The sequence below is a fragment of the Streptomyces sp. 796.1 genome (assembly GCF_047525675.1).
Lineage (GTDB): Bacteria > Actinomycetota > Actinomycetes > Streptomycetales > Streptomycetaceae > Streptomyces.
Genome location: NZ_JBLIWA010000033.1, coordinates 65,932 through 90,882, shown reverse-complemented (window position 1 = coordinate 90,882; position 24,951 = coordinate 65,932). Strand labels below are relative to the sequence as shown.

Genomic DNA, 24,951 nt, shown 5'->3' with positions numbered 1-24,951 from the left:
CGCCGCCCGGGCCGCCGCCTCGCCCGGGGCCACCGCCGTGCGCTGGGCGGACGGCAGCGGCCGGCTCGACTACGCCGAACTCGCCGCCCGCGCGGCCGAACACGCCGCGCGGCTGCGCGCCGCCGGAGCCGGCCCGGAGGCCGTGGTCGGCGTGTTGCTGCCGCGTTCGCCCGCGCTGGTGACCAGCCTGCTCGCGGTGGCCTGGAGCGGCGCCGGCTATCTGCCGCTGCACCCGCGCTGGCCCGCCGACCGCTGCCGGGAGGTGCTCGCCGCGGCCGGTGCCGTCGCCCTGGTCGCCGACGCCGATGACGCGGCAGCGGCCGGCCTCGCCGACGCGCTGCCCCTCGTACCACCGCGGGCAACGACGCCGCCCACCACTGTCCCCGAAACCGAAACCGAAACCGGCACCGTCGCCGACCTCGCCCCGCCCACCCCGGTGCGCCCCGACCACCTGGCGTACGTGATGTACACCTCGGGCTCCACCGGCCGGCCCAAGGGCGTCGCGGTGGAGCAGGCGGCCGTGCTGGCGCTGGCCGCCGACGTGCGCTGGGACGGCCCGGCGCACCGCGCCGTACTGCTGCACTCACCGCACTCCTTCGACGCGTCCAGCTACGAGATGTGGGTGCCGCTGTTGCGCGGCGGCGAGGTGGTGGTGGCGCCGGACGGCGACCCCAGCCCGGCCGACTGGCGGGCCCTGCTGCCCGCCAGCGGCGCCACCGCGCTGTGGCTGACGGCCGGTCTGTTCGCGCTGCTGGCCCACGAGGCGCCGGACGCCTTCCGCAGCGTGCGCGAGGTCTGGACGGGCGGGGACGTGGTGTCACCCGCCGCGGTCGAGGCCGTGCGCGCGGCCGTGCCCGGTATCCGCGTCGTCAACGGGTACGGGCCGACGGAGACCACCACATTCGCCACGGCGGGCGAGGCGACGGCCGACGCGCCCGCACCGGCGGGGGCGCAGCCGCCCGGCGAGGCCGCGGCCGGGTCCGAAGCCTCCGCCACCCCGAACGCCTCCGCCACCCCGGCCGCTCCCGCCACCCCGACCGCCCCGGTCGGCGGCGACCACGCCCCGCTGCCGATCGGCACCCCGCTGGACGGGATGGTCGCCAGCGTCCTGGACGGTGCGCTGCGCCCGGTGCCCGACGGAGTGCCGGGCGAGCTCTACCTCGCCGGCGCCGGCCTCGCCCGCGGCTACGCCGGGCAACCCGGCCTGACCGCGGAGCGGTTCGTCGCCGACCCGGCGGGCCCGCCCGGTGCGCGGATGTACCGCACCGGTGACGTGGTGCGGGTCCGCCCCGACGGCCGGCTCGACTTCGTCGGCCGCGCGGATGACCAGGTCAAACTGCGCGGCTACCGGATCGAGCCCGGCGAACCGGAAGCCGCACTCCGCGCCCTGCCCGAGGTGGCGCACGCCGCGGTAGTCGTCCGCACGGACGGGCCCGGCGGCCCCGCGCTGGTGGCGTACGCGGTGCCGGCGGCCTCGGCGGAGGCCGGGCCCTGGCGGGCCGAGCAACATGCCGCCCTCGCCCGTACGCTGCGCGACCGGCTCGCGCAGCGCCTGCCGGAGTACCTGGTGCCCGCCGCCGTGGTGCTGCTGGAGCGGCTTCCGTTGACCGCCAACGGCAAGTTGGACCGGGCCGCACTGCCCGCCCCGCGGGTGGCGGCCGACTCCGGTGGTGCCCCGCTCGGGCAGCGCGAGGAGTTGCTGTGCCGGCTCTTCGCCGAGGCGCTCGGCGTGCCGTCGATCGGCCCCGACCAGGACTTCTTCGCCGCCGGTGGGCACTCGCTTACGGCGATGCGGCTGGTGGGGACGGTACGGGCGGCGCTGAACGTCTCGCTCGCGGTGCGCGACCTGTTCACCGCCCGCACCCCGGCCGCCACCGCCGCCCTGCTGCGGCCCGCGGGCGAGCGCGCCGTGCCCCTGGTGGCGGGCGAGCGCCCGGCCGAGTTGCCGCTCTCCCCGGCCCAGCGCCGACTGTGGTTCCTCGACCGGCTCGACGCCGACACGCCCGCGTACAACGTGCCCATCGCGCTGCGGCTCACCGGCCGCATCGACGTGGCCGCCGTCCGGGCCGCCCTGCACGACGTGGCGGTGCGGCACGAGGCGCTGCGCACCGTCTTCCCCGACACCGACGGCCTGCCGCGGCAGCACGTCGTACCCGCCGAGCAGGCCCGGGTCGACGTCGAACTGATCGATCTACCAGCGCCGGACGCCACCGGTGCCGGCCAGCCGGCGACCGAGCCGGGGACCGGTGCGACGACGGGGACCGGCCCGGCGACCCGGGCCGGGGCAGGTGCAGCGACCGCGACCGTGGCGCTGGACGCCGGTGCGGCCCCGGTGGCCGGCACGGCCCCGGTCGCCCGCACGGTCCCGGGCGCCGACTCCGCCCCGACCCCGCCCGCCGATGTCGTCGACCCGCTGGCCACCGCGCTGCACGCCGCGGCCGTACGCCCCTTCGACCTCACCCGGGAGTTGCCGCTGCGCGCCACCGTGCTGCGCCACGCGGAGGGCACACCGGCCCGTGCTGCCGCCGGCGGGGACGCCGCTGCCGCCGCGCCGCGGCCCGGGCGGCCGGCGCCGGGCGACGTGTTGTTGCTGGTCCTGCACCACATCGCGGGCGACGAGTGGTCGGTGCGACCGCTGCTCGGCGACCTCGTCACCGCCTATGCGGCCCGGGCCGCAGGACGCGCCCCGCAGTGGGCACCGCTGCCGGTGCAGTACGCCGACTACGCGCTGTGGCAGCGACGGGTGCTCGGCACCGACGAGGCCCCCACCAGCGGCACCAGCCAGCAGATCGCCTACTGGCGGGAGCGCCTCGCCGGCGCCCCGGCCGAACTCGCGCTGCCGCTGGACCGGCCGCGCGGCGCATCGGCCGGATACGACGGCGAGGTCGTGGAGTTCACCGTGCCGTCCGCGGTACGGCGCGGCCTGGCCGCGCTGGCCCGCCGCACCGGCGCCACGCCGTTCATGGTGGCGCACGCCGCGCTCGCCGCACTCCTAGAGCGGCTGGGCGCCGGCAGCGACCTGCCCATCGGCACGCTCATCGCCGGCCGTGACGACCACGCCCTGCACGACCTGGTCGGCTTCTTCGTCAACACGCTGGTGCTGCGCACCGACGTGTCCGGCGACCCGAGCGCGATCGAGCTGGTGGAGCGGGTCAAGGCGACCGACCTGGCCGCGTTCGACCATGCGCAGGTCCCCTTCGAGCGGCTGGTGGACGAGCTCGGCGCCGAGCGCTCGCTGGCCCGGCACCCGCTCTTCCAGGTGATGCTCAACCACCAGACCCGCACCCCGGCGGGACCGCGGCTGGGCGAGCTGGACAGCGAGCCGGTGGCCGTGCACACCCGGACCGCCAAGTTCGACCTCACCTTCACCCTGGTCCAACACCCAGGTACGGACGGCGAGTTGACCGGTGGCATCACCTACCGCACCGACCTGTTCGACGCGCCGACCGTGCACCGCGTGGCCGCCGCCTTCACCCGGGTGCTGGCCGCCTTCGCCGACCGGCCCGAACAGCCGGTCACCGCGATCGACCTGCTCACCGCAGCCGAACGGCACCGGGTGCTGGTGGCGTGGAACGACACCGCGGCGAACGTGGCACCGGCCACCGTGCCGCAGGCGCTGGCCGAGCAGGCGGCCCGGACGCCCGACGCGCCCGCCGTCATCGCAGCCGGCGCCACCCTCACCCACCGCGAGCTGTACGAGCGGGCCGCCAGGCTCGCCCGTGCCCTGGCCGACCGGGGGGCCGCCCCCGACCGGCTCGTGGCGGTGCTGCTGCCGCGCTCGACGGACTCGGTGGTCGCCGCACACGCCGTCCAACACGCCGGCGCCGGCTACCTCCCGCTGGACCCCGCGCACCCGGCCGAGCGACTGACCGCGCTGCTCACCGAGACCGCCCCTGCCCTCGTCCTCACCGACACGGCCACCGCCGCCGCCCTGGCCGGGGCCGTCCCCGAGGGCGTCACCGCCGTACGGATCGACGACCCGGCGCTGCTCGCCGAGGTGGCCGCGCACCCGCCGACCCCACCGGCCGCGACCCGCCCGCCACACCCGCTGCACACCGCCTACGTGCTGCACACCTCGGGCTCGACCGGCCGGCCCAAGGCCGTCGCCGTACCGCACCGGGCGCTGGTCAACCGGCTCGTGTGGAACCAGCGGCGCTACCCGCTCGGCCCCGGCGACCGGATGCTGCACAAGGCGGCGCCCGGCTTCGACGTGGCGGTGTGGGAGCAGTACGGGCCGCTGCTCGGCGGCGCCGCCCTGGTCGTGGCCCGCCCGGACGGCCACCGCGACCCGGCCTACCTGGCCGAGGTGATCCGCGACCAGCAGATCACCGCCGTGCACTTCGTGCCCTCCATGCTCGCCCTGTTCGTGGCCGAGCCGCAGGCGACGCCGCTGGACGGGCTGCGCTGGGTGTTCAGCGGCGGCGAGGCGCTGCCGGGCCAACTGGTCGACGCCTGGTACCAGGGCCGGCGGGCACAGCTCGTCAACCAGTACGGCCCCACCGAGGCGGCCGTGGACGTCACCGCGCGCCCCGCCGCCCCCGGCCACCCGGGCACCGTGCCGCTCGGCACGCCAGGCGACAACACCCGCGCGTACGTGCTGGACGCCAGGCTCGCCCCGATGCCGCCCGGCGTGGTGGGGGAGCTGTACCTGGCCGGCGCCCAACTCGCCCGCGGCTACCTCGGCGACCCGGCGCGTACCGCCGAACGGTTCGTCGCCGACCCCTTCGGGCCGCCCGGTGGCCGGCTCTACCGCACCGGCGACCTGGCCCGCTGGAGCAGCGCGGGCGAGCTGGAGTTCGCCGGCCGCGCCGACGACCAGGTCAAACTGCGCGGCGTACGGATCGAACCGGCCGAGGTACGGGCCGCGCTGCTGGCCCACGCCGACGTCGCGGACGCCGCGGTGCTGGTCCGCGAGGACACCCCGGGCGCCGCCCGACTGGTCGGCTACCTCACTCCGCGGCCCGGCACCGCCGCCGACGCGCTCGACACCGGTGCCGTGCTGCGGCACGCCGCCGCCCGGCTGCCCGCCGCGTTGGTCCCGGCCGATCTGGTGGTGCTCCCCGCCCTCCCGCTGACCAGCAGCGGCAAGCTGGACCGCCGCGCACTGCCGGCACCCCAGCGGGCCACGCCCGGCGCTGAGCGGACCGCCCCGCGCAGCCCGGCCGAGCGCGTCATCGCCGAGCAGATCGGCGCCCTGCTGCGGCTCCCGGAGGTCGGCGCGCACGAGAGCTTCTTCGCGCTCGGCGGCGACAGCATCACCTCCATCCAACTCGTCAGCGCCGCCCGCAGGGCCGGTTGGGTGATCACCCCGCGCCAGGTCTTCGAGCACCGCACGGTCGCCGCCCTCGCGCTGGTCGCCACGCCGGCGCCGCGGGACGCGGCGGCCGAACACGACGCCGGCACCGGCACCGTGCCGCTCACCCCGGTCATGCACGCCCTGCGCGAGCGCGGCGGCGACCTGCGCACCTACAGCCAGTCGCTGCTGGTCACCGTCCCGGCCGCGGCCGGCCCCGAGCGGCTGCTCGGCGCGCTGCGCACCGTGCTCGACCACCACGGCATGTTGCGAGCCAGCCTCGTCACCGCGCAGGGCACGGCGGACGCGGACCCGCCGGGCGCCCCGCAGGCCGGCCCGCCGTCTGACCCGTCATCCGATCCGCAGGCGCCCGCAGGGGAGCCATGGGCCCTTGAGGTGGCCCCGCCCGGCGCGGTGGACGCCGCCCGGGTGCTGCGCCGGGTGCCCGTACCGGCCGACGATCCGCAGGCCCTGCGCGCCGCCGTGCGCAGCGCGTCCCGCGAAGCCACCGAGTCCCTCGATCCCGCCCGGGGCGAGGTGTTCCGGGCCGTCTGGTTCGACCGCGGACCCGCCGCCCCCGGCCGGCTGCTGCTGCTCGCCCACCACCTGGTGGTGGACGCCGTCTCCTGGCGGGTGCTGCTGCCCGACCTGGTCCAGGCGTGGCAGGGGAGCGCGGACGACCCGGGGCGGGCCGTCGAACTGCCTCCGGTGGAGGTCTCCTTCCGCACCTGGGCCCGTGCCCTGACCGCCAAGGCCACCGAGCGGCGCGCCGAACTCCCTTACTGGCGCGAGGTGTTGGCGCAGCCGGACCCGCCGATCGGGGGACGCGCACTCGATCCGGCGCGCGACCGGCCGGAGACCGTACGGCGACTGGCCACCACCGTGCCGGCCGAACTCGTCGAGCCGCTGCTGAGCGAGGTGCCGGCCGCCTTCCACTGCGGCGAGCAGGAGGTGCTGCTGACCGCGCTGGCCATGGCGGTCCGCAGTTGGCGCCCCGGCCGGGAATCGGTCCTGGTCCTGATGGAGGGGCACGGTCGCAGTGCCGCCCTGCTGCCGGGCGGCCGGGAGCCGGCGCGGGCCGTGGGCTGGTTCACCAGCCTGTACCCGGTACGGCTGACCGGCGACGGCGACGCCGCCCGGGCCGCCCACGAGGACCCGGCGGCGGGCGGGCGGCTGCTCAAGCACGTCAAGGAACAACTGCGCGCGGTGCCGTCCGACGGCCTGGGCTTCGGTCAACTGCGCTACCTGGACCCGCAGTCGGGGGCCGAACTGGCCACGGGGCCGCGCCCCCAGATCAGCTTCAACTACCTGGGCAGGTTCGACGTCGACCAGCCGGCGGAACCCACCCGGGCGGGGCCTGCGGACGTCGCACCCACCCAGACGGGTGCCGTGCACGTCACACCGACCCCGACCGGACCCACCCAAGGCGGCTCCGACCGGGCCCGGCCCGCCCCGGGCGCGCCGCCCGGCGCTCCCGGAGGAGCCAGCCCGGGCGGCGGCCCCGGAGGGGACCACGTACCGCCGTGGACTCCGGCCGCCGAATCGAAGGACCTGTGGCGCGCGGAGGCGGACATCGGCGTGGACACCGCGCTCGACCTGACCGTGACCGCACTGCGCCGCCCCACGGGCACCGAGCTCTCGGTGACCTGGCACCACGCGGGCCTGCTGCTCGACGCGGCGCAGGTCGCGGAGCTCGACCACCGGTGGCGAGCCGCCCTCAAGACGCTGCTGGACAGCGCACGGGGCGGTACCGCCGCCGGACACACCCCGTCCGACCTGGGGCTCTTGACCCTGAGCCAGGACGAGATCGATGAGTTCGAAGACGAGTGGAGGAATCTGTGAGCGGGGCGCGTTCGGGACTTCAGGACATCTTGCCGCTGTCCCCCCTGCAAAAGGGCCTGTTCTTCCTCTCGTCGTACGACGAGAGTGCGCTGGACGTCTACACCGTCCAGCTCGGCTTCGACCTGGAAGGCGAGCTCGACGCCGACCGGCTGCGCGCCGCCGCAGGCGCCCTGTTGGAGCGGCACCCCAACCTCAAGGCGGCCTTCCGGCAGCGCAAGAACGGCGAGCCCGTCACGCTGATCCCGGCCCGGGTCGAGGTGGGCTGGCAGGAGCACGACCTGTCGGGGCTGGCAGGGCCGGTCGAGCCGGCCGACCTGGCGGCTCCAGCGGACACGGCAGCTCCAACGGACGCAGCACCCCCCATCGGCGAAGCCCAGCGCCGCCGGCTCGCGGAGCTCGCCCGGGCCGACCGGCTGGCCAGGTTCGACCTGGCCAGCCCACCGCTCATCCGGTTCACCGCCATCCGCCTCGGCCCGCACCGGCACCACCTGCTGCTCACCCACCACCACCTGCTGCTCGACGGCTGGTCGACGGCGAAGGTGATCCAGGAGCTCTTCGCGCTCTACGCCGCCGCCGGCGACCCGTCGGGGCTGCCGCCCGTCCGCCCCTACCGCGACTACCTGGCCTGGGCCGCGGCCCGCGACACCGCGGCCGACGAGGACGCCTGGCGCACCCACCTGGCCGGGCTCGACGGGCCCACGCTCATCGCCCCCGGCGCGGCCGACGCGCCCCCGGCAGTGCCGGGTTCCGTCGCCGTCGACCTGGACCCGGCGCTGTCGGCCGCGCTCACCGACACCGCGCGCCGCCTGGAGACCACCGTGCCCACCGTGGTGCAGACCCTGTGGGCGCTGGTGCTCGCCGACCTCACCGGCCGGCGCGACGTGGTCTTCGGCTCCACCGTCTCCGGCCGCCCCGCCGAACTGGCGGGCGTGGAGTCCATGGTCGGCCTGTTCATCAACACCGTCCCGGTCCGCATCCGGCTGCGGTACGAGGAGACGCTGGCCGCCCTGCTGACCCGGGTGCAGGCCGAACAGGCCGCACTGCTCGCCCACCACCACACCGGCCTCGGCGACATCCAGCGCATCGCCGGGCTCGGCCCGCTCTTCGACACCCTCGCGGTCTTCGAGAACTACCTCGTGGACACCCCGGGCGACGGCTCGGCCGACGCCGGCCAGACCGGCGCCGACACCGTCTTCGGCGACCTGCGGGTGCGCGCCATCACCGGCGCCGACGCCACCCACTACCCGCTCACCCTGGTCGCCGCGCCCACCGCGGACGGCGGTCTCGGCCTGACCCTGCGCCACCGCACCGACGTCCTCACCGCCGACCGGGTACGCGCGGTCGCCGACCGGCTGCACCGGGCCGTCGCCGCCTTCACCGCTGACCCCGAACGCCGGCTCGCCGGGCTCGACCTGCTCGCCCCCGCCGACCGGGAACAGGTCACCACCGGTTGGAACGGCCACCACGTCCAGGTCGAGCCCCGCACACTGCCCGAGCTCTTCCAGCACTGGGCCCACCGGGTGCCGCAGCGGCCCGCCGTCGTGGCCGGCGCCACCGAGCTGACCTACGCCGAACTCAACGAGCGCGCCAACCGGCTGGCCCACCAGCTCATCCGGCTCGGTGTCGGCCCGGAGCGGCCGGTGGGCGTGGCCCTGCCGCGCGGCGCCGACGTCTACGTGGCGCAACTGGCCATCGGCAAGGCGGGCGGCGTCTTCCTGCCACTCAACCCCGACTACCCGGCCGACCGGCTGCGGGCCCTGGTCCGCGACGCCGGGCCGCACCTGATCCTCGCCGCCCCCGGCGCGCCCACCGACCCCTGGGACCTGGGCACCCCCACCGCCCGCATCGCCGAACTCCCGCAGGACGGCCCGGCCCACGACCCAACCGACGCCGACCGGCTGGCACCGCTGCGCCTGGAGCACGCCGCGTACGTCATCTACACCTCGGGCTCCACCGGCACCCCCAAGGGCGTCCTGGTCGAGCACCGGCCGCTGGTCGACCTCATCGCCTGGGCCCACGACTGCTTCGCGACCGGCCCCGGCGACCGGGTCACCCAGTTCGCCTCGCCCAGCTTCGACGTCACCTTCTGCGAGCTGGCCAACTCCCTCTTCGCCGGTGCCACCCTGGTCGTGGTGCCCGAGGAACAGCGGGCCGGCGCGCCGCTCGCCGACTTCCTCGGGGAAGCCGGGATCACGCTCGCCGTCATTCCGCCCACCGTGGTCGCCTCGCTGCCCACCGACGCGCAGCTACCGCCGGAGATGACGCTGATCGTCGGCACCGAGGCGCTGCCCGCCGAAGTGGTCCGCACCTGGGCCCGCAGGCACCGGCTCTTCAACGCCTACGGGCCCACCGAAGCCGTGGTCAACTCCGCCACCTGGCTCGTACCCGCCTCCTGGGACGGCGGCCCGATCCCCATCGGCCCGCCGGACGTCAACAAGCGCGCCTACGTCCTGGACGCGGCGCTGCGCCCGGTGGCGCCCGGCGTGCTCGGCGAGCTCTACATCGCCGGCGCCGGCCTGGCCCGCGGTTACGTGGGCCGGCCCGGCACCACCGCCGAACGCTTCGTCGGCTGCCCGTTCGGACCGGCCGGCGCCCGCATGTACCGCACCGGCGACCTGGCCCGCTGGAACGCGGCGGGGGAGTTGGAGTACGCCGGGCGCACCGACCACCAGATCAAGATCCGCGGCTTCCGCGTCGAACCCGCCGAGATCGAAGCGCTGCTCACCGACCACCCGGCCGTCGCCCGCGCCGTGGTCGTCGCCCGCGCCGACGCGGGCGGCCCGCAGCGCCTGGTGGCCTACGTCGTGCACGCCGAAGGCGCCACCGCCACCGCCGACGAACTGGCCGACTGGCTGGCCGACACACTGCCCGAACACATGGTGCCCGCGGCCTTCGTCGCCCTGGACACGCTGCCCGTCACCCGAGCCAACAAGATCGACCGGGCGGCGCTGCCGGCCCCGGACACCACCCGCACCAGCGAGGGCACCGCCCCGCGCACCGAGCGCGAACGCCTCATCGCCGCGCTCTTCGCCGATGTGCTCGGGCTGCCCGAGGTCGGCGTGCACGACAGCTTCTTCGCCCTCGGCGGCGACAGCATCTCCTCCATCCAACTCGTCGGCGCCGCCAGCCGGCAGGGCCTGCGGCTGCGCCCCCGCGACGTCTTCGAGCGCCGCACCGTGGCCGCGCTCGCCGCCGTCGAGCAACGGCCGGCCGAGCCCGCACCGAGCGCCGTGCCCGCCACCGGCAGCGCCCCGCTCACCCCGATCCTGCGCTGGCTGGTGGAGCGCGGCGGCCCGATCGCCGACTACCACCAGTCGACCGTGCTGCGCACCCCCGCCGGCACCCGGCGCGAACACCTCGTCGCCGGGCTCGGCCAGGTCATCGACCACCACGACGCGCTGCGCGCCACCCTCACCCGCACCAGCCTGGAGATCCCCGCCCCGGGCAGCGTCGCGCCGGACGGGCTGCTGACCCGGGTGGACGCCACAGGCGTCGCCGATGACGCGCTCGCCGCGACGCTGCGCCGCCACGCGGCTCAGGCCGCAGCCGGGCTCGACCCGTTCGCCGGCGCCATGCTCCGCCTGGTGTGGCTGGACGCCGGCGCGCACCGGCCCGGCCTGCTGGCCGTCCTCATCCACCACGCCGTCGTCGACGGCGTCTCCTGGCGCGTACTGACCGAAGACCTGGCCGCCGCGTTCGAGGCCGCGAGCCACGGCCGCACCGCCGCTCTGCCGCCGGTCGGCACCCCGCTGCGGGCCTGGGCGCTCGGCCTGGCCGACGTGGCGAACTCCGCGCGCCGCACCGCCGAACTCGACCACTGGCGCGCCCTGGCGGACGGCGACCCGCTCCGGCCGAGCCCGCTGCCGCTCGACCCCGCCCAGGACACCCTGGGCACGCTGCGCACCGTCACCGTCGAGGTCCCGCAGGCCACCACCGGCCCGCTGCTGACCGAGGTCGCGGACGCCTTCCACACCGGTCCTGACGCGTTGCTGCTGACCGCTCTCGCGCTGGCGCTGGCCGCCTGGCGCGGCCGGTCCCGCCCGGTGCTGGTCGACATCGAGGGCCACGGCCGGGTCGAAGAGGCCGTGCCGGGCGCCGAACTCTCCCGTACCGTCGGCTGGTTCACCAGCGTCCACCCGGTACGTCTGGACCTGGCCGGGCTCGATCCGGCCGCCGCCGACCACCCGGCCGCCGCCCTCAAGCGGATCAAGGAACAACTGCGCGCCGCCCCGGACAGCGGCATCGGCCACGGCCTGCTGCGCCACCTCCGGCCTGACCCGGACGGGCACCTCGCCGCGCTGCCCACCGCCACCATCGGCTACAACTACCTCGGCCGGTTCGGCGCCGGCGGCGAGGCGGCCGGCCGGGACTGGGCGCCCGCCGCGCTCACCGGCTCGCTCGGCGGCGGCGCGGACGACCGGCTGCCCGCCTCGCACACCCTCCAGCTCAACGCCTCCACCGTGGACGGGCCACACGGACCACGGCTGACCGCCGCCTTCACCTTCCCGGCCCGGCTGCTGTCCGAGCCCGAGGTGCGGGAGCTGGCCCGTTGCTGGCGCGCCGCCATCGACGCGCTCGCCGAAGCCGGCACCCGCCCCGGCGCCGGCGGCCACAGCCCCGGCGACTTCCCGCTGGTCACCGTCGACCAGCGCGAGATCGAGACCATCGAGGCGGCGGCCGGACCGCTGACCGAACTCCTCCCGCTCTCCCCGCTCCAGGAGGGCCTGTTCTTCCTCTCCTCGTACGACCTCCCCTCGCGCGAGCTCTCTTCGCAGGACCTCCCTTCGCGTGACCTCGCCTCGTACGACGCCGAAGGCACCGGGCCCGACGTCTACACCACCCAGCTCACCCTGGAGGTCGAGGGCGATCTCGACCAGGCCAGGCTGCGGGCCGCCGCCGATGAACTGCTGGTTCGCCACCCCAACCTGCGCGCCGCCTTCCGCGGCCGGCCGGACGCGGAGCCGCTCCAGGTCGTCCCGGAGCGGGTCCGCATGCCCTGGCGTGCCATCCGGCTGTGGGACGGGGCCTCGGCCGCCGACACCGGAGCCGCCTCGGGCGTAGCCGCCCCCGACGCCCTGCGCGCGGAGGCCGCCAGGCTGCTGAAGGAGGAGCGCAGCCGCCGGTTCGACCTGGAACGGCCGCCGCTGATCCGGCTGACCGTCATCCAACTCGGCCCCCGGACCCACCAGGTGTCCCTGACCTCGCACCACCTGCTGCTGGACGGCTGGTCGGGCCCGCTGCTCATCCGCGACCTGCTCGGCATCTACCGCGGCACGCCCGAAGCGGCCCCCCGCCCCTACCGCGACTACCTGCTCTGGCTCGCCGACCGGGACCGGGCCGCCACCGCCGAAGCCTGGCGCGCCACCCTCGCCGACCTCGACGGGCCCACCCTCATCGCGCCGGACGGCGACGCGGCGCCCGCCAGCGTGCCCAGCCGGGTGGAGGTGGACCTGCCGACCGACCTCGCGGCCCGCATCACCGCCTTCGCCCGCGCCGAGGGGCTGACCGTCAACGCCGTACTGCAAGCGGCCTGGGCGGTGCTCCTCGGCTGGCTCACCGGCCGCACCGACGTGGTGTTCGGCGTCACCGTCTCCGGCCGGCCCGCCGACCTGGACGGCGCGGACCGGATGATCGGCCTGTTCATCAACACCCTCCCCACCCGGGTGACGCTCACCCCGGGCCAGCGCCTGGTGGACGTCGTGCACGCGGTCCGCGACCAGCAGACCCGCATGATGGACCACCAGTACGAGTCGCTGGCCGAGCTCCAGCGCGCCAGCGGCCACCGCACGCTCTTCGACACGCTGCTGCTGTTCGAGAACTACCCGGTCGACTCGGCCGAACTGCGCCGCACCGAAGCCAGCGCCGGCCTCGCGGTCACCGGCGCCCAGGGCCACGACGCCACCCACTACCCGCTGGTGCTCGTCGCGCTGCCCGGCACCGACCGGCTCGGCCTCGCCATTGACCACCGCCCCGAACTCCTGCCCCGCGAGCGGGCCGGCGAGATCGGCACCCAACTCGTGGACGTCCTCGCCCGGCTCGTCGACCGCCCGGCCACCCAGGTCACCGCGGTGCGCCCGGGGCCCGAGCACGCCGCCGCCCTGCACGGCCCGCGGCAGCCGCAGGCCCCGCTGGGCCTGGCCGAGAGGTTCGCCCGGCAGGCCGCTGCCACCCCGCACGCCCCGGCGCTGATCGTCGACGACACCGAGCTCAGCTACCGGGAGCTCGACCGGCGCGCCCGGCTCATCGCCGACCGGCTGCTCCGGCACGGCGCAGGGCCCGAGCGGTTGGTGGCCGTCTCGCTGCCCCGCTCGGCCGACCTGGTCGCCACGCTGCTCGCGGTCGCCCGCACCGGCGCCGGCTATCTGCCGATCGACCCGGACTTCCCGGCCGAGCGGATCGCCTACCTACTGGCCGACGCCAGCCCGCTGCTGGTGGTCGACGCCGCTTCGCCGCTGCTCGCCCCGCCGGACCAGGACCCGGCCGCCGGCACACGGCCGTACGCCGCCGCCATCCCGCCGGCGCCGGTACGCCCCGATGGCACCGCGTACGTCATCCACACCTCGGGCTCCACCGGCCGGCCCAAGGGCGTCGTCGTCACCCACCGCGGTCTGGACAACCTGCTGGTGGCGGCGGCCGACCTGTTGGACGCCGGGCCAGGCCAGCGGCTACTGGCCGTCACCACCGTCGGCTTCGACATCGCCGCCCTGGAACTGTTCGTACCGCTGTGCACCGGCGGCACCGTCGTCCTGGCCGGCCGCAGCGAGGTCACCGACCCGCGGCTGCTGGCCCGCCTGGCCGGGCGCACCGGGGCCACCCACCTGCAAGCCACCCCCTCGCTGTGGCGGGGCCTGGCCGAAGCGGTTCCCGGCGCGCTGGCCGGGCTGCACCTGCTCTCCGGCGGCGAACCGCTCGCCCCCGACCTGGCGGCCACCCTCGCCGCGCACGGCGAGCGGCTGCTCAACCTGTACGGGCCGACCGAGACCACCGTCTGGTCCACGGCCGGCGACCTGACCGGCGACCAGGCGCCGCACGTCGGCCGGGCGCTGCGCAACACCGACCTGTACGTGCTCGACCCGTGGCTGCGCGAGGTGCCGACCGGCGCGCTCGGCGAGCTCTACATCGGCGGCGCCGGCCTCGCCCGCGGCTACCTGGGCCGGCCGGGGCTGACCGCCGAGCGGTTCGTGGCCGCCCCGTTCGGACCGGCGGGCGCCCGGCTCTACCGCACCGGCGACCTCGCCGCGCGGCGCGCCGACGGCACCCTGCGGATCGCCGGGCGCGTCGACCACCAGGTGAAGATCCGCGGCCACCGGGTGGAGCCCGGCGAGATCGAGGCCGTGCTGCGCCAGCACCCGGGGGTCGAGGACGCGGTGGTGGTGGCCGCCCCGGACGCCTCCGGCGGCCAGCGGCTGATCGCCTACGTCACCGGGGCGCCCGACGGGCTCGCCGACTTCCTCGCCGGCAAGCTGCCGGCGCACCTGCTGCCCTCGCTCACCGTGCCGCTTAAGCGGCTGCCGCTGACGCCCAACGGGAAGGTGGACCGCGCCGCGCTGCCCGCGCCCGAACGCGCCGTCAGCGAGCCCGTCAGGGCGCCCCGCGACCCGCGCGAGGCCGTGCTCGTCGGCCTCTTCGCCGACCTGCTCGACCAGCCGGACGCCGGACCCGACGACGACTTCTTCGCACTGGGCGGCCACTCGCTGCTGGCGATGCGGCTCGCCAACCGCATCCGCGCCACGCTCGGCACCGACGTCGCCATCCGGGACGTCTTCGACCACCCGACGCCGGCCGCACTGGCGGACGTGGTGCTGCCGCGCGGCGTCCACCGCGCCCCACTGACCGCGGGCAAGCGCAGCGCCCGGGAACCACTGTCCTTCGCCCAGCAGCGGCTGTGGTTCCTACACCGCCTTGAGGGCCCGAGCGCCACCTACAACCTGTACTTCGCCCTCCGGCTGACCGGCGAACTCGACGCGCCCGCGCTGCGCGCCGCCCTCGCCGACCTGATCGCCCGCCACGAACCGCTGCGCACCGTCTTCCCGGAGGCGGGGGCGGAATTCCCAGAGCCGGAGCTGGCCGCTCCGGCAGGCGCGGGGGCCGACGGCACAGGAGCCGGCACCGGTGCCGAGGCCGCGACCGGTGCCGGACAGCCCCCGGCCGGTCCCACCGGAGCAGCGCCCGCGCCGACCACTGCCCCCACCACCACGCCAGGGCCGACGGACCCGAGCCCCGACCCCGCCCGGCCGCCCGCCGCGGACGGCATCGCCCACCAGCACGTGCTGGACGTGGCCGCCGGCGCCGCAGCCATCGGCGACCTCACCCCGGTGCCCGTCACCGAGGCCGACCTGGACGCGGCGCTGCGCGCGGACGCCACGGCCGCCATCGACATCACCCGGGACATCCCGCTCCGGGTCCGGCTGCTGCGCGTCGGCGCCGACCACGTGCTGTCGGTGACGCTGCACCACATCGCGGGCGACGAGTGGTCCATGCGCCCCCTCATCGGCGACCTGCGCGCCGCGTACGCGGCCCGCCGCGCCGGCACCGCACCGAACTGGCAGCCGTTGCCCGTCGCGTACGCCGACTACGCCCGCTGGCAACGCGAGGTGCTCGGCGCCGAGAGCGACCCTCAGAGCCTGCTGGCCCGGCAGGCCGGCTACTGGCGCACCGCGCTGGCCGGCGCGCCCGAGGAACTGGCCCTGCCCTACGACCGGCCCCGGCCGCCGGTGGCCGACCACCGCGGCTCGGCCGTCACCTTCGAACTGTCCGCGGCCACCCACCGGGCGCTGCGCGCGCTCACCGCCGACACCGGCACCAGCGTCTTCATGGCCGCACAGGCCGCCCTCGCGGCGCTGCTCACCGCGCACGGCGCCGGTACCGACATCCCCATCGGCACCCCCGTCGCCGGGCGCGGCGACGCGGCCCTGGACGACCTGGTGGGCTTCTTCGTCAACACGCTGGTGCTGCGCACCGACACCTCGGGCCGGCCCACCTTCCGCACCCTCATCGGCCGGGTGCGCGACACCGACCTGGCCGCCTTCGAACACGCCGACCTGCCCTTCGAGCGGCTGGTGGACCTGCTGGCACCGGAGCGTTCGCTCGCCCGGCACCCGCTGTTCCAGGTGATGCTGGTGTTCCAGAACCTGTCGGACGAGACGGTCACGCTGCCGGGCCTCGACGTCACCCCGCTCGGCGCCGACCCCGGCATCTCCCGCTTCGACCTCGGCTTCACGCTGGCCGAGCGGCCCGGCGGGCAGGGCATCGCCGGTCTGCTGCACTTCCAGAGCGCCCTGTTCGACGAGGCCACCGCCCGCGCGCTCGCCGACCGCTTCGTCGCCCTGGTCGACCACCTCGCCGCGGCGCCCGACGTCCCGCTCGACCGCGTCCCGCACCTGACCGCCGAAGCGCACGCCGCCGCCCTGGCCAGCGGCACCGGACCGGTGCGCGAGGTGCCGGCGCAGACCCTGCCGGCGCTGGTGGCCGCCGGCTGCGCGGCCACTCCGCAGGCCCCCGCCCTCATCGACGGCGGTCCGGGCGGCGAAACCCTCAGCCACGCCGAGTTCGACGCCCGCGTCGGCCGGCTCGCCAGCGTCCTGCGCGGGCGCGGCGTCGGCCCGGCGGAGCGGGTCGTCGTCGCGCTGCCCCGTTCCGTCGACCTGGTGGTCGCGGTGCACGCGGTGCAGCGCGCCGGCGGCGCCTACGTGCCCGTGGACCCCGGCTACCCGGCCGACCGCATCGCCCACATGCTCACCGACAGCGCCCCGCGCCTGACCCTGACCGACACCGCACATGCCGACCAACTCCCCGTAACGCAGAACCTGTTGGTGCTGGACGAGCCGGAGACCGCGGCCGAGCTGGCCGCCGCCGATGTCGCCGCCCCACCGGCCGGGCTGACCGGCGCCCACCCCGCGTACGTCATCTACACCTCGGGGTCGACGGGCCGCCCCAAGGGCGTCGTCGTCGACCACGCGGCGGCCGTCAACCGACTGCTGTGGATGCGCGAGGAGTACGCGATCGGCGCCGCCGACCGGGTGCTGCACAAGACGCCCGCCAGCTTCGACGTGTCGGTGTGGGAACTGTTCCTGCCGCTGCTGGCCGGCGCCGCCCTGGTGGTGCTCCCCGACGGCGAACACCGCGACCCGGCACTCGTTGCCGCGGCCATCGGCCGCCACCGGGTCACCGTCGTGCACTTCGTGCCGGCCATGCTCGCCGCCTTCACCGCCCACCTCGCGGACGCCGGCGCCGCCCCCGACACCCTGCGGCTGGTGTTCGCCAGCGGCGAGGCGCTGCCCGCGGCCGTCGCCGAGACCACCCGCCGCGCCCTGCCCGGCGCCCGCCTGCACAACCTGTACGGGCCCACCGAAGCGGCCGTCGACGTGACGGCCTGGCCCACCGGCCCCACCGACGGCGCCGCCGTACCCATCGGGCGCCCGGTGTGGAACACCCGCGCCCTGGTGCTCGACGCCTGGCTGCGCCCCACCCCGCCCGGCGTGGTCGGCGAGCTCTACCTCGGCGGCGTCCAACTCGCCCACGGCTATCTGAACCGGGCCGCCCTCACCGCCGAACGCTTCGTCGCCGACCCGTACGGCCCCCCGGGCACCCGGCTCTACCGCACCGGCGACCTGGTACGGCGCCGCGCCGACGGGGCGCTGGTGTTCGTCGGGCGCGCCGACGGCCAGGTCAAGCTGCGCGGGCTGCGCGTCGAACTCGGCGAGATCGAGGCCGTCCTCAACCGGCACCCCGCCGTCGCCGGCTGCGCGGTGCTGGTGCGCGAGGACCCGCACGTCGCGGCCGGCCAGCGCTACCTGGCCGGCTACGTGGTCGCCGCCGGCGAGGGAGCCCCGCAACAGGAGTTGCTCGACCACCTGGCGCGCCAGCTCCCCGACCACATGGTGCCCACCGTCCTGGTGCCGCTGCCGGCGCTGCCGCTCGGCCCCAGCGGCAAGCTCGACCGGCGCGCGCTGCCCGCCCCGGACCTGGCCGCCACCGTCACCCGCAGCGCGCCGCGCGACGCCCGCGAAGCGCTCATCGCCGGGCTCTTCGCGGACCTGCTCCGGCTGCCCGAGGTCGGCGTGGACGACAGCTTCTTCGCGCTCGGCGGCGACAGCATCCTCTCCATCCAACTCGTCGCCAGGGCCCGCAAGGCCGGCCTGGTCATCACCCCGCGCGACGTCTTCGAGCACAAGAACGCCGCCGCCCTGGCCCGCGCGGCCACCGAAGTCGGCCGGGCCCCCGCGCCTCCTGCGGTGGCCGCGACCGGCCTCGTGCCACTCACCCCGATCATGCGCTGGGCGTTGGGGCGCGCCGACATCGGCGGGCTGCACCAGTTCACCACCGTGATCGCGCCGCCGGACGCCGACGCGGAGACCCTCGCCGCCGCACTCGGCTGGCTCACCGACCGCCACCCGATGCTCCGCGCCCGCCTGGTCGGCACCGGAGCCGACCAGGCCCTTGAGGTGCCCCCGCCGGGCACGGTCAGCGGCGCGCAGGTGCTCACCCGGGTGGACGCCGCCGGCACCGCGCCGGCCGACCTGCCCGCCCTGCTGGCCGAACACCTCGGCCGGGCCGTCGCCGCGCTCGACCCGCAGGCCGGCGCGATGCTGCGCGCCGTGTGGTGCGACGCCGGGCCGGGCAATCCGGGCCGGCTGCTGCTGGTCGCCCACCACCTGGTGGTGGACGGCGTGTCCTGGCGGGTGCTCACCCCCGACCTGGCCGACGCGTACGCCGCGCTGGTGGCCGGCCGGCCGTTGCCCGAGACCGCCACCGGCGACACCTCCTTCCGGCAGTGGGCGCTCGGCCTCGCCGACGCGGCGCGCCGGCCGGCGGTCCGCGCCGAGGCAGAGCTCTGGCGGGCCCGCGAGGCGGTGCTGCCGCCGGCGCTCGGCCGCAGGCCGCTCGACCGGGCCGTGGACACCGCCGACACGCTGCACCACGTCGAACGCCGGCTGCCGACCGAACTCACCCGGGCGCTGCTGACCAGCGTGCCGGCCACGGTGCACGGCGCCGTGCCCGACGTGCTGCTGGGCGCACTGACGCTGGCGCTGGCGCGCTGGCGCGAGCGCCGCGGCGAGCCCGCCGCCCGGGACGTGGTCGCCGTGGAGGGACACGGGCGCGAGGAGGGCGTGGTGCCGGGGGCCGAACTCTCCGGCACGGTCGGCTGGTTCACCTCCTGGTACCCCGTGGTCCTGGACACCGCGGGCGCCGACATCACCGACGCCCTGCACGGCGGCCCCGCCGCCCGCACCGTACTGGCCGCCATGAAGGACCAGCTACGGGCTGCCGCGGACAACGGGATCGGGTACGGGTTGTGGCGCCATGCGGCAGCCAGTGCGGAGGGCGCCGATGGCGCTGGGAGCGCGGGCAGGCTTGGTGGCGCGGCCGGCGCGGAGGGCGCGCATGGCCTGGTGGCTGCGGACGGTACGGCCCGTACGGAAGGCGCCGGGGGCGTAGTCGGCGCGAGTGGCGCGGCCGGTGTGGGGGAGCCGGAGGAGGTGGGCGAGCTCGGGCGCCCGCCCGCCCCGGCCACCGGCCCCGCAGCAAGCCCCGCCCCCGCAGCGGATGCGAAGCCCCCGGCGGGCCCGACGCCCCCGATCGACCCGACGCCCCCCGTGGTCTTCAACTACTTCGGCCGCTTCACCGGCGACCCGTCCGGCGGCCCCGCCGGCGCCGTGCCCTGGAGCCCGGCCCCCGAGGCGCTGCCCGCGCCGCGCCCCGAGCACAACCGGCCGCCGGTCCTCTTCCCGCTGGAGATCAACGCCTCCACCGTGGACGGGCCCGCCGGGCCGGTGCTCGGCGCCCGCTGGTCATCGCCGGCCGGCATCCTCAGCGAGGCCGAACTCGCCGAACTCGCCGACCTGTGGGTAGCGGCGCTGACCGCACTCGCCGCGTACCAGGGTCCGCCCGCCCACACCCCGTCCGACTTCCCGCTGGTCGCCGTCGAAGCGGCGGACCTTGCCGAACTGGAGCGCCAGCAGCCGGAGTTGACCGACATCTGGCCGCTGACACCGCTCCAGGAAGGGCTGTACTTCCTGGCCGGCATGGCCGCCGACGACGGCGACGATGACGCCACCGACGTACCTACTGAACTGACCGAGCGTGCCGATCCAGCCGAGCCGGCCAATTCAGCAGACCCAGCCGGAGACCGGGGAGACACCGCCCCCCGCACCGGCCCTGCTACCAACCCCACCGCCGCAGCCGCGGCCACCACCGACAGCGGGATCGACGTCTACACCATGCAGCTAGCGCTGCGCCTGTCGGGCACCATCGACGCCGGGGCGCTGCGCGCGGCAGCCGCCGACCTGCTGGAGCGGCACGCCAACCTGCGTACCGCGTTCGTCACCACCAGCAGCGGAACCCCGGTCCAACTCGTCCTGGACGCCGTCGAACCCGACCTCGCCGTCACCGACCTGAGCGCCCTGCCCGAGGCCGAGCGCGCCGCGCTGCTCGCCGAGGTCACCGGCGCCGACCGCACCCGCAGGTTCGACCCGGCCGCCCCACCGCTGCTGCGGCTGCGGCTGGTACGGCTGACCGAGGGCCACAGCGTCCTGGTCGTCACCAACCACCACCTCGTACTCGACGGCTGGTCGCTGCCGCTGATCGTGCAGGAACTGTTCCAGCTCTACGCCTCCCGCACCGCCGGCGCCCCGCTGCCGGCCCGCCGCCGCCCCTTCCGGGACTTCCTCGGCTGGCTGGTCGGCCGCGAGGCCGGAGCAGCCGAGCGGGCCTGGCAGCAGGCGCTCGCCGGGGTCAGCGAGCCGACCCTGCTCGCCCCCGCCGACCCGGCCCGCCGCCCCCGTCTCTCCCGCCATCTGCCGCTCCAGCTCACCGACGAGCAGAGCCGGGCCCTGACCGACCTGGCCCGCGGCAGCGGGGTCACCCTCAACACCGTGGTGCAGTTCGCCTGGGGCCTGCTCGTCGCCCGCCTCACCGGCCGCGACGACGTCGTCTTCGGCGCCACCGTCTCCGGGCGGCCCCCGGAGATCGACGACGTGGAGACCATGGCCGGCCTGTTCATCAACACCCTGCCGGTCCGGCTCGACCTGCGGCCCGGCGGCACCGTGCGCGAGGCCCTGCTCAGGCTCCAGGACGAACAGTCCGCGCTCACCGCCCACCAGTACCTCGGCCTCTCCCGCATCCAGCGCCTGGTCGGCGCGGGTGAACTCTTCGACACGCTGGTGGTCTTCGAGAGCTATCCGGTGGACGCGGACGGACTACGCCGGGCCGAGGAGTCCGGCTCGCTCGCCGTCACCGGCGGCGACAGCGCGGACGCCACGCACTACCCGCTCACCCTGGCCGTGGACCCCGGCAACGCCAGGCTCACCCTGGAGTACCGGCCCGACCTGTTCTCCGACACCGAGGCCCGCACCATCGGCCGGCGCCTCACCCAGCTCCTGGCCACCCTCGCCGCCCGGCCCGACGAGCGCTGCTCCCGCCTGGAGGTCCTGGACCCGGCCGAGCGGGCCCGCATCACCACCGACTGGAACGCCACCGACCACCCGCACGCCGACCAGACGCTGCCCGACCTGCTCGCCGAACAGGTCCGGGAGGCACCCGAAGCGACGGCCGTGGTCTGCGGCGAGACCACCCTCACCTTCGCCGAACTCGCCCACCGGATACACCAGCTCGCCTGGGAGCTGATCGACCGCGGCATCGGCCCCGAGGACGTGGTGGCCCTGTTGCTGCCGCGCACCGTCGACCCGCTGGTCGCACTGCTCGCCGTGCACCAGGCGGGCGCCGCGTACCTGCCGATCGACCCGGACTACCCGGCCGAGCGCATCGCCTACCTGCTGGGCGACGCCGCCCCCAAACTGCTGCTGACCACCACCGCGGGCGCCGCCGCACGGCCGCCGGCCGACCTCCCCGTACTGGCCATCGACGCGCCCGAGGTGCGGGAACGGCTGCGGACCCGCCCCGGCCACGCGCCCACCGACGCCGACCGGGTGCGCCCGCTGCACCCGCTGCACCCGGCGTACGTCATCTACACCTCGGGCTCCACCGGCGCGCCCAAGGGCGTGCTGATCTCGCACCGCAACGTGCTCAACCTCTTCCACAGCCACCGCAGGGCGCTGTACGAGCCGACCATCGCCGCCACCGGGCGCCGGCGGCTGCGCGTCGGCCACGCCTGGTCGTTCTCCTTCGACGCCTCCTGGCAGCCGCAACTCTGGCTCTTCCACGGGCACGCGGTGCACGTCATGTCCGAGGAGTTGCAGGGCGACCCGGAGGCGATGACCGACTACCTGCGCACCCACCGGATCGACTTCATCGAGCTGGCGCCCTCGGTCCTGGCCCAACTGGAGCGGGCCGGGCTGACCAGCGGCGACGGCTGCCCGCTGGCGCTGCTCGGGGTCGGCGGCGAGGCCGTGCCCGACACCCAGTGGGCCCGTCTGAAGGCCCTGCCGGCCACCCGCAGCGTCAACCTGTACGGGCCCACCGAGTGCACCGTCGACTCACTGCTCGCCCGGGTCGAGGACAGCGACCGGCAGGTGATCGGGCACCCGGTGGACAACGCCCGGGTCTACCTCCTGGACGCGGGGCTGCGCCCGGTGCCGCCCGGCGTCAGCGGCGAGCTCTACCTCGCCGGCGCCGGCCTCGCCCGCGGCTATCTGGGCCGGCCCGCGCTGACCGCCCAGCGGTTCGTCGCCGACCCGTTCTCCACGACCGGCGGGCGCCTGTACCGCACCGGCGACCTGGCACGCTGGACGCCGGACGGTGCGGTGGAGTTCCTCGGCCGGGTCGACGACCAGGTCAAGATCCGCGGCTTCCGGGTCGAACTCGGGGAGATCGAGACGGCCGCCGCCGGCCACCCGGACGTGGCGCAGGCGGTGGTCGTCGCCCGCACCGACGCGGGCGTGCACCGCCTGGTCGGCTACGTGGTGCCGGCGGCCGGCGCGACCGTGGAGGTGGGCCGGGTACGGGCGCACCTGGCCGAACGGCTGCCGGCCCATCTGGTGCCCGCCGCCCTCGTGGTCCTGGACGCCGTACCGATGACGGTGCACGGAAAGCTCGACCGGGACCGGCTGCCCGCACCGGACTTCGGCGCCGCCGTCGGCGGCCGGGAGCCGGTGGGCGAGCGGGAAGCGGCCCTGTGCGCGGCCATGGCCGCCGTGCTCGGACTGCCCGCCGTCGGGGCCGACGACGACTTCTTCGCCCTCGGCGGCGACAGCATCGTCTCCATCCAACTCGTCAGCCGACTGCGGGCGGACGGCTGGCGGATCTCCCCGCGCCGGGTGTTCCTGCTCCGCACCCCGGCCGCGCTGGCCGCGGCGCTGCACCGGGCCGCCGGCGGGGCCACGGAAGCCGACTCCGCGGGCGTGGGCGCAGCTCCCGGCACCCCGATCATCGAGTGGCTGCGCGAGTTGGGCGGCCCGATCGGCGAGTACTCCCAGTCCACCGTCCTCACGGTGCCCGCCGACCTCGGCCACGCCGAGCTGACCGCGGCCGTCCAGGCCCTCCTGGACCGGCACCACCTGCTACGGGCGCGGCTGGTACGCCACCGGCTCCAACCGCAGGCCGGGGCGGCCGGGGCGGCCGGTGGGATCACCGGGACCGGTGCGGCCGAACGCTGGGAGTTCGCCATCCCCGAGCCCGGCACCGTACGGGCGGCCGACCTGCTGGAGCGGATCGACGTGACCGGCGTCGCCGCCGGCCGCCCGCTGGCCGAGGTGATGGGCGCGAAGCTGCTCGGCACGGTCGGCGAACTCGACCCGGAGGCGGGTGCGATGGCGCGCCTGGTCTGGTTCGACGCGGGTCCGCAGCGCCCGGGCCGGCTGCTGATGCTGCTGCACCACCTGGTGGTGGACGGCGTCTCCTGGCGGGTGCTCCACCCGGACCTGCGCGCCGCCTGGGAGACGGCGCGCACCGGCGGCGAGGCGAAGCTGGAGGCGGTGCCCACCTCCTTCCGCACCTGGTCGCGTGCGCTGGCGGCGGCTGCCACCAGCCCCGAGCGGGCGGCCGAGATGGCGCACTGGCGCCGCACGCTGACCGCCGCGTCCGCCCAGCTCGCCACCCGCCGCCTCGACCCGGCCGTGGACACCGTGCGCACCCTGAACCACCTCACCGTCGAGCTGCCGCCCGAGCACACCGGGCCGCTGCTGACCCACGCGGTCGGCGCCACCGGCGGCAGCGTCAACGAGCTGCTGCTCGGCGCGCTTTCGCTGGCCATCGCCCACTGGCGGGCCGGGCGCGGCGACGCGGCGGGCCGGCGCACGGTGGTGGCCATGGAGGGCCACGGCCGTGAGCAGGAGGTCGTACCGGGCGCCGACCTCTCGCGCACCGTCGGCTGGTTCACCTCCGTCTACCCGGTACGGCTCGACGCCGCGGGCGTGGACCTGGCCGAGGCGCTGGCCGGCGGCGCCGGCGGGGCCAAGCCGCTGCGCGAGGTGGTCGGCCGGGTCGGCGAGGAGCTGGCCGCGGTGCCCGACAACGGCATCGGCTACGGCCTGCTGCGCTACCTCAACCCGCAGACCGGGCCCGAACTCGCCGCGCTCGGCACCCCCGAGGTGCAGTTCAACTACCTGGGCAGGTTCGCCGGCAGCGGTGGGCCAGGGGATGCCGCAGGGGGCGCCGCGGGGGAGCCGGCCGATCCGGCGGCCTGGTCCCCGGCCCCCGAAGCCGGGGTGCTCGGCGGCGGCCGGGACCTGGACATGCCGGTGGGCTACCTGCTCGACATCACCGCCTCCACCGTCGACGGCCCGAACGGCCCACGGCTGACGGCCGGATGGGTGTGGCCGGGCGAGCTGCTCCCCGAGTCGAGCGTGCGGGAACTCGCCGAAACCTGGACGACGGCCCTGCGCGCCCTGTCCGGTCTCGGCGGCACAGCGGAGCAGTGA

2 protein-coding genes are annotated in these 24,951 nt (G+C 76.5%); both read left to right on the top strand.

Going from position 1 to position 24,951, the window contains the following annotated elements; translation table 11 throughout:
• On the top strand, positions 1-7,135 hold a 7,135-nt coding region (locus ACMA1D_RS22060; RefSeq protein WP_414725742.1), incomplete at its 5' end, for an amino acid adenylation domain-containing protein.
• Complete coding sequence (locus ACMA1D_RS22055; RefSeq protein ID WP_414725741.1) at positions 7,132-24,951, top strand: amino acid adenylation domain-containing protein; 17,820 nt, start codon at positions 7,132-7,134, stop codon at positions 24,949-24,951. The genes ACMA1D_RS22060 and ACMA1D_RS22055, both read left to right, overlap by 4 nt.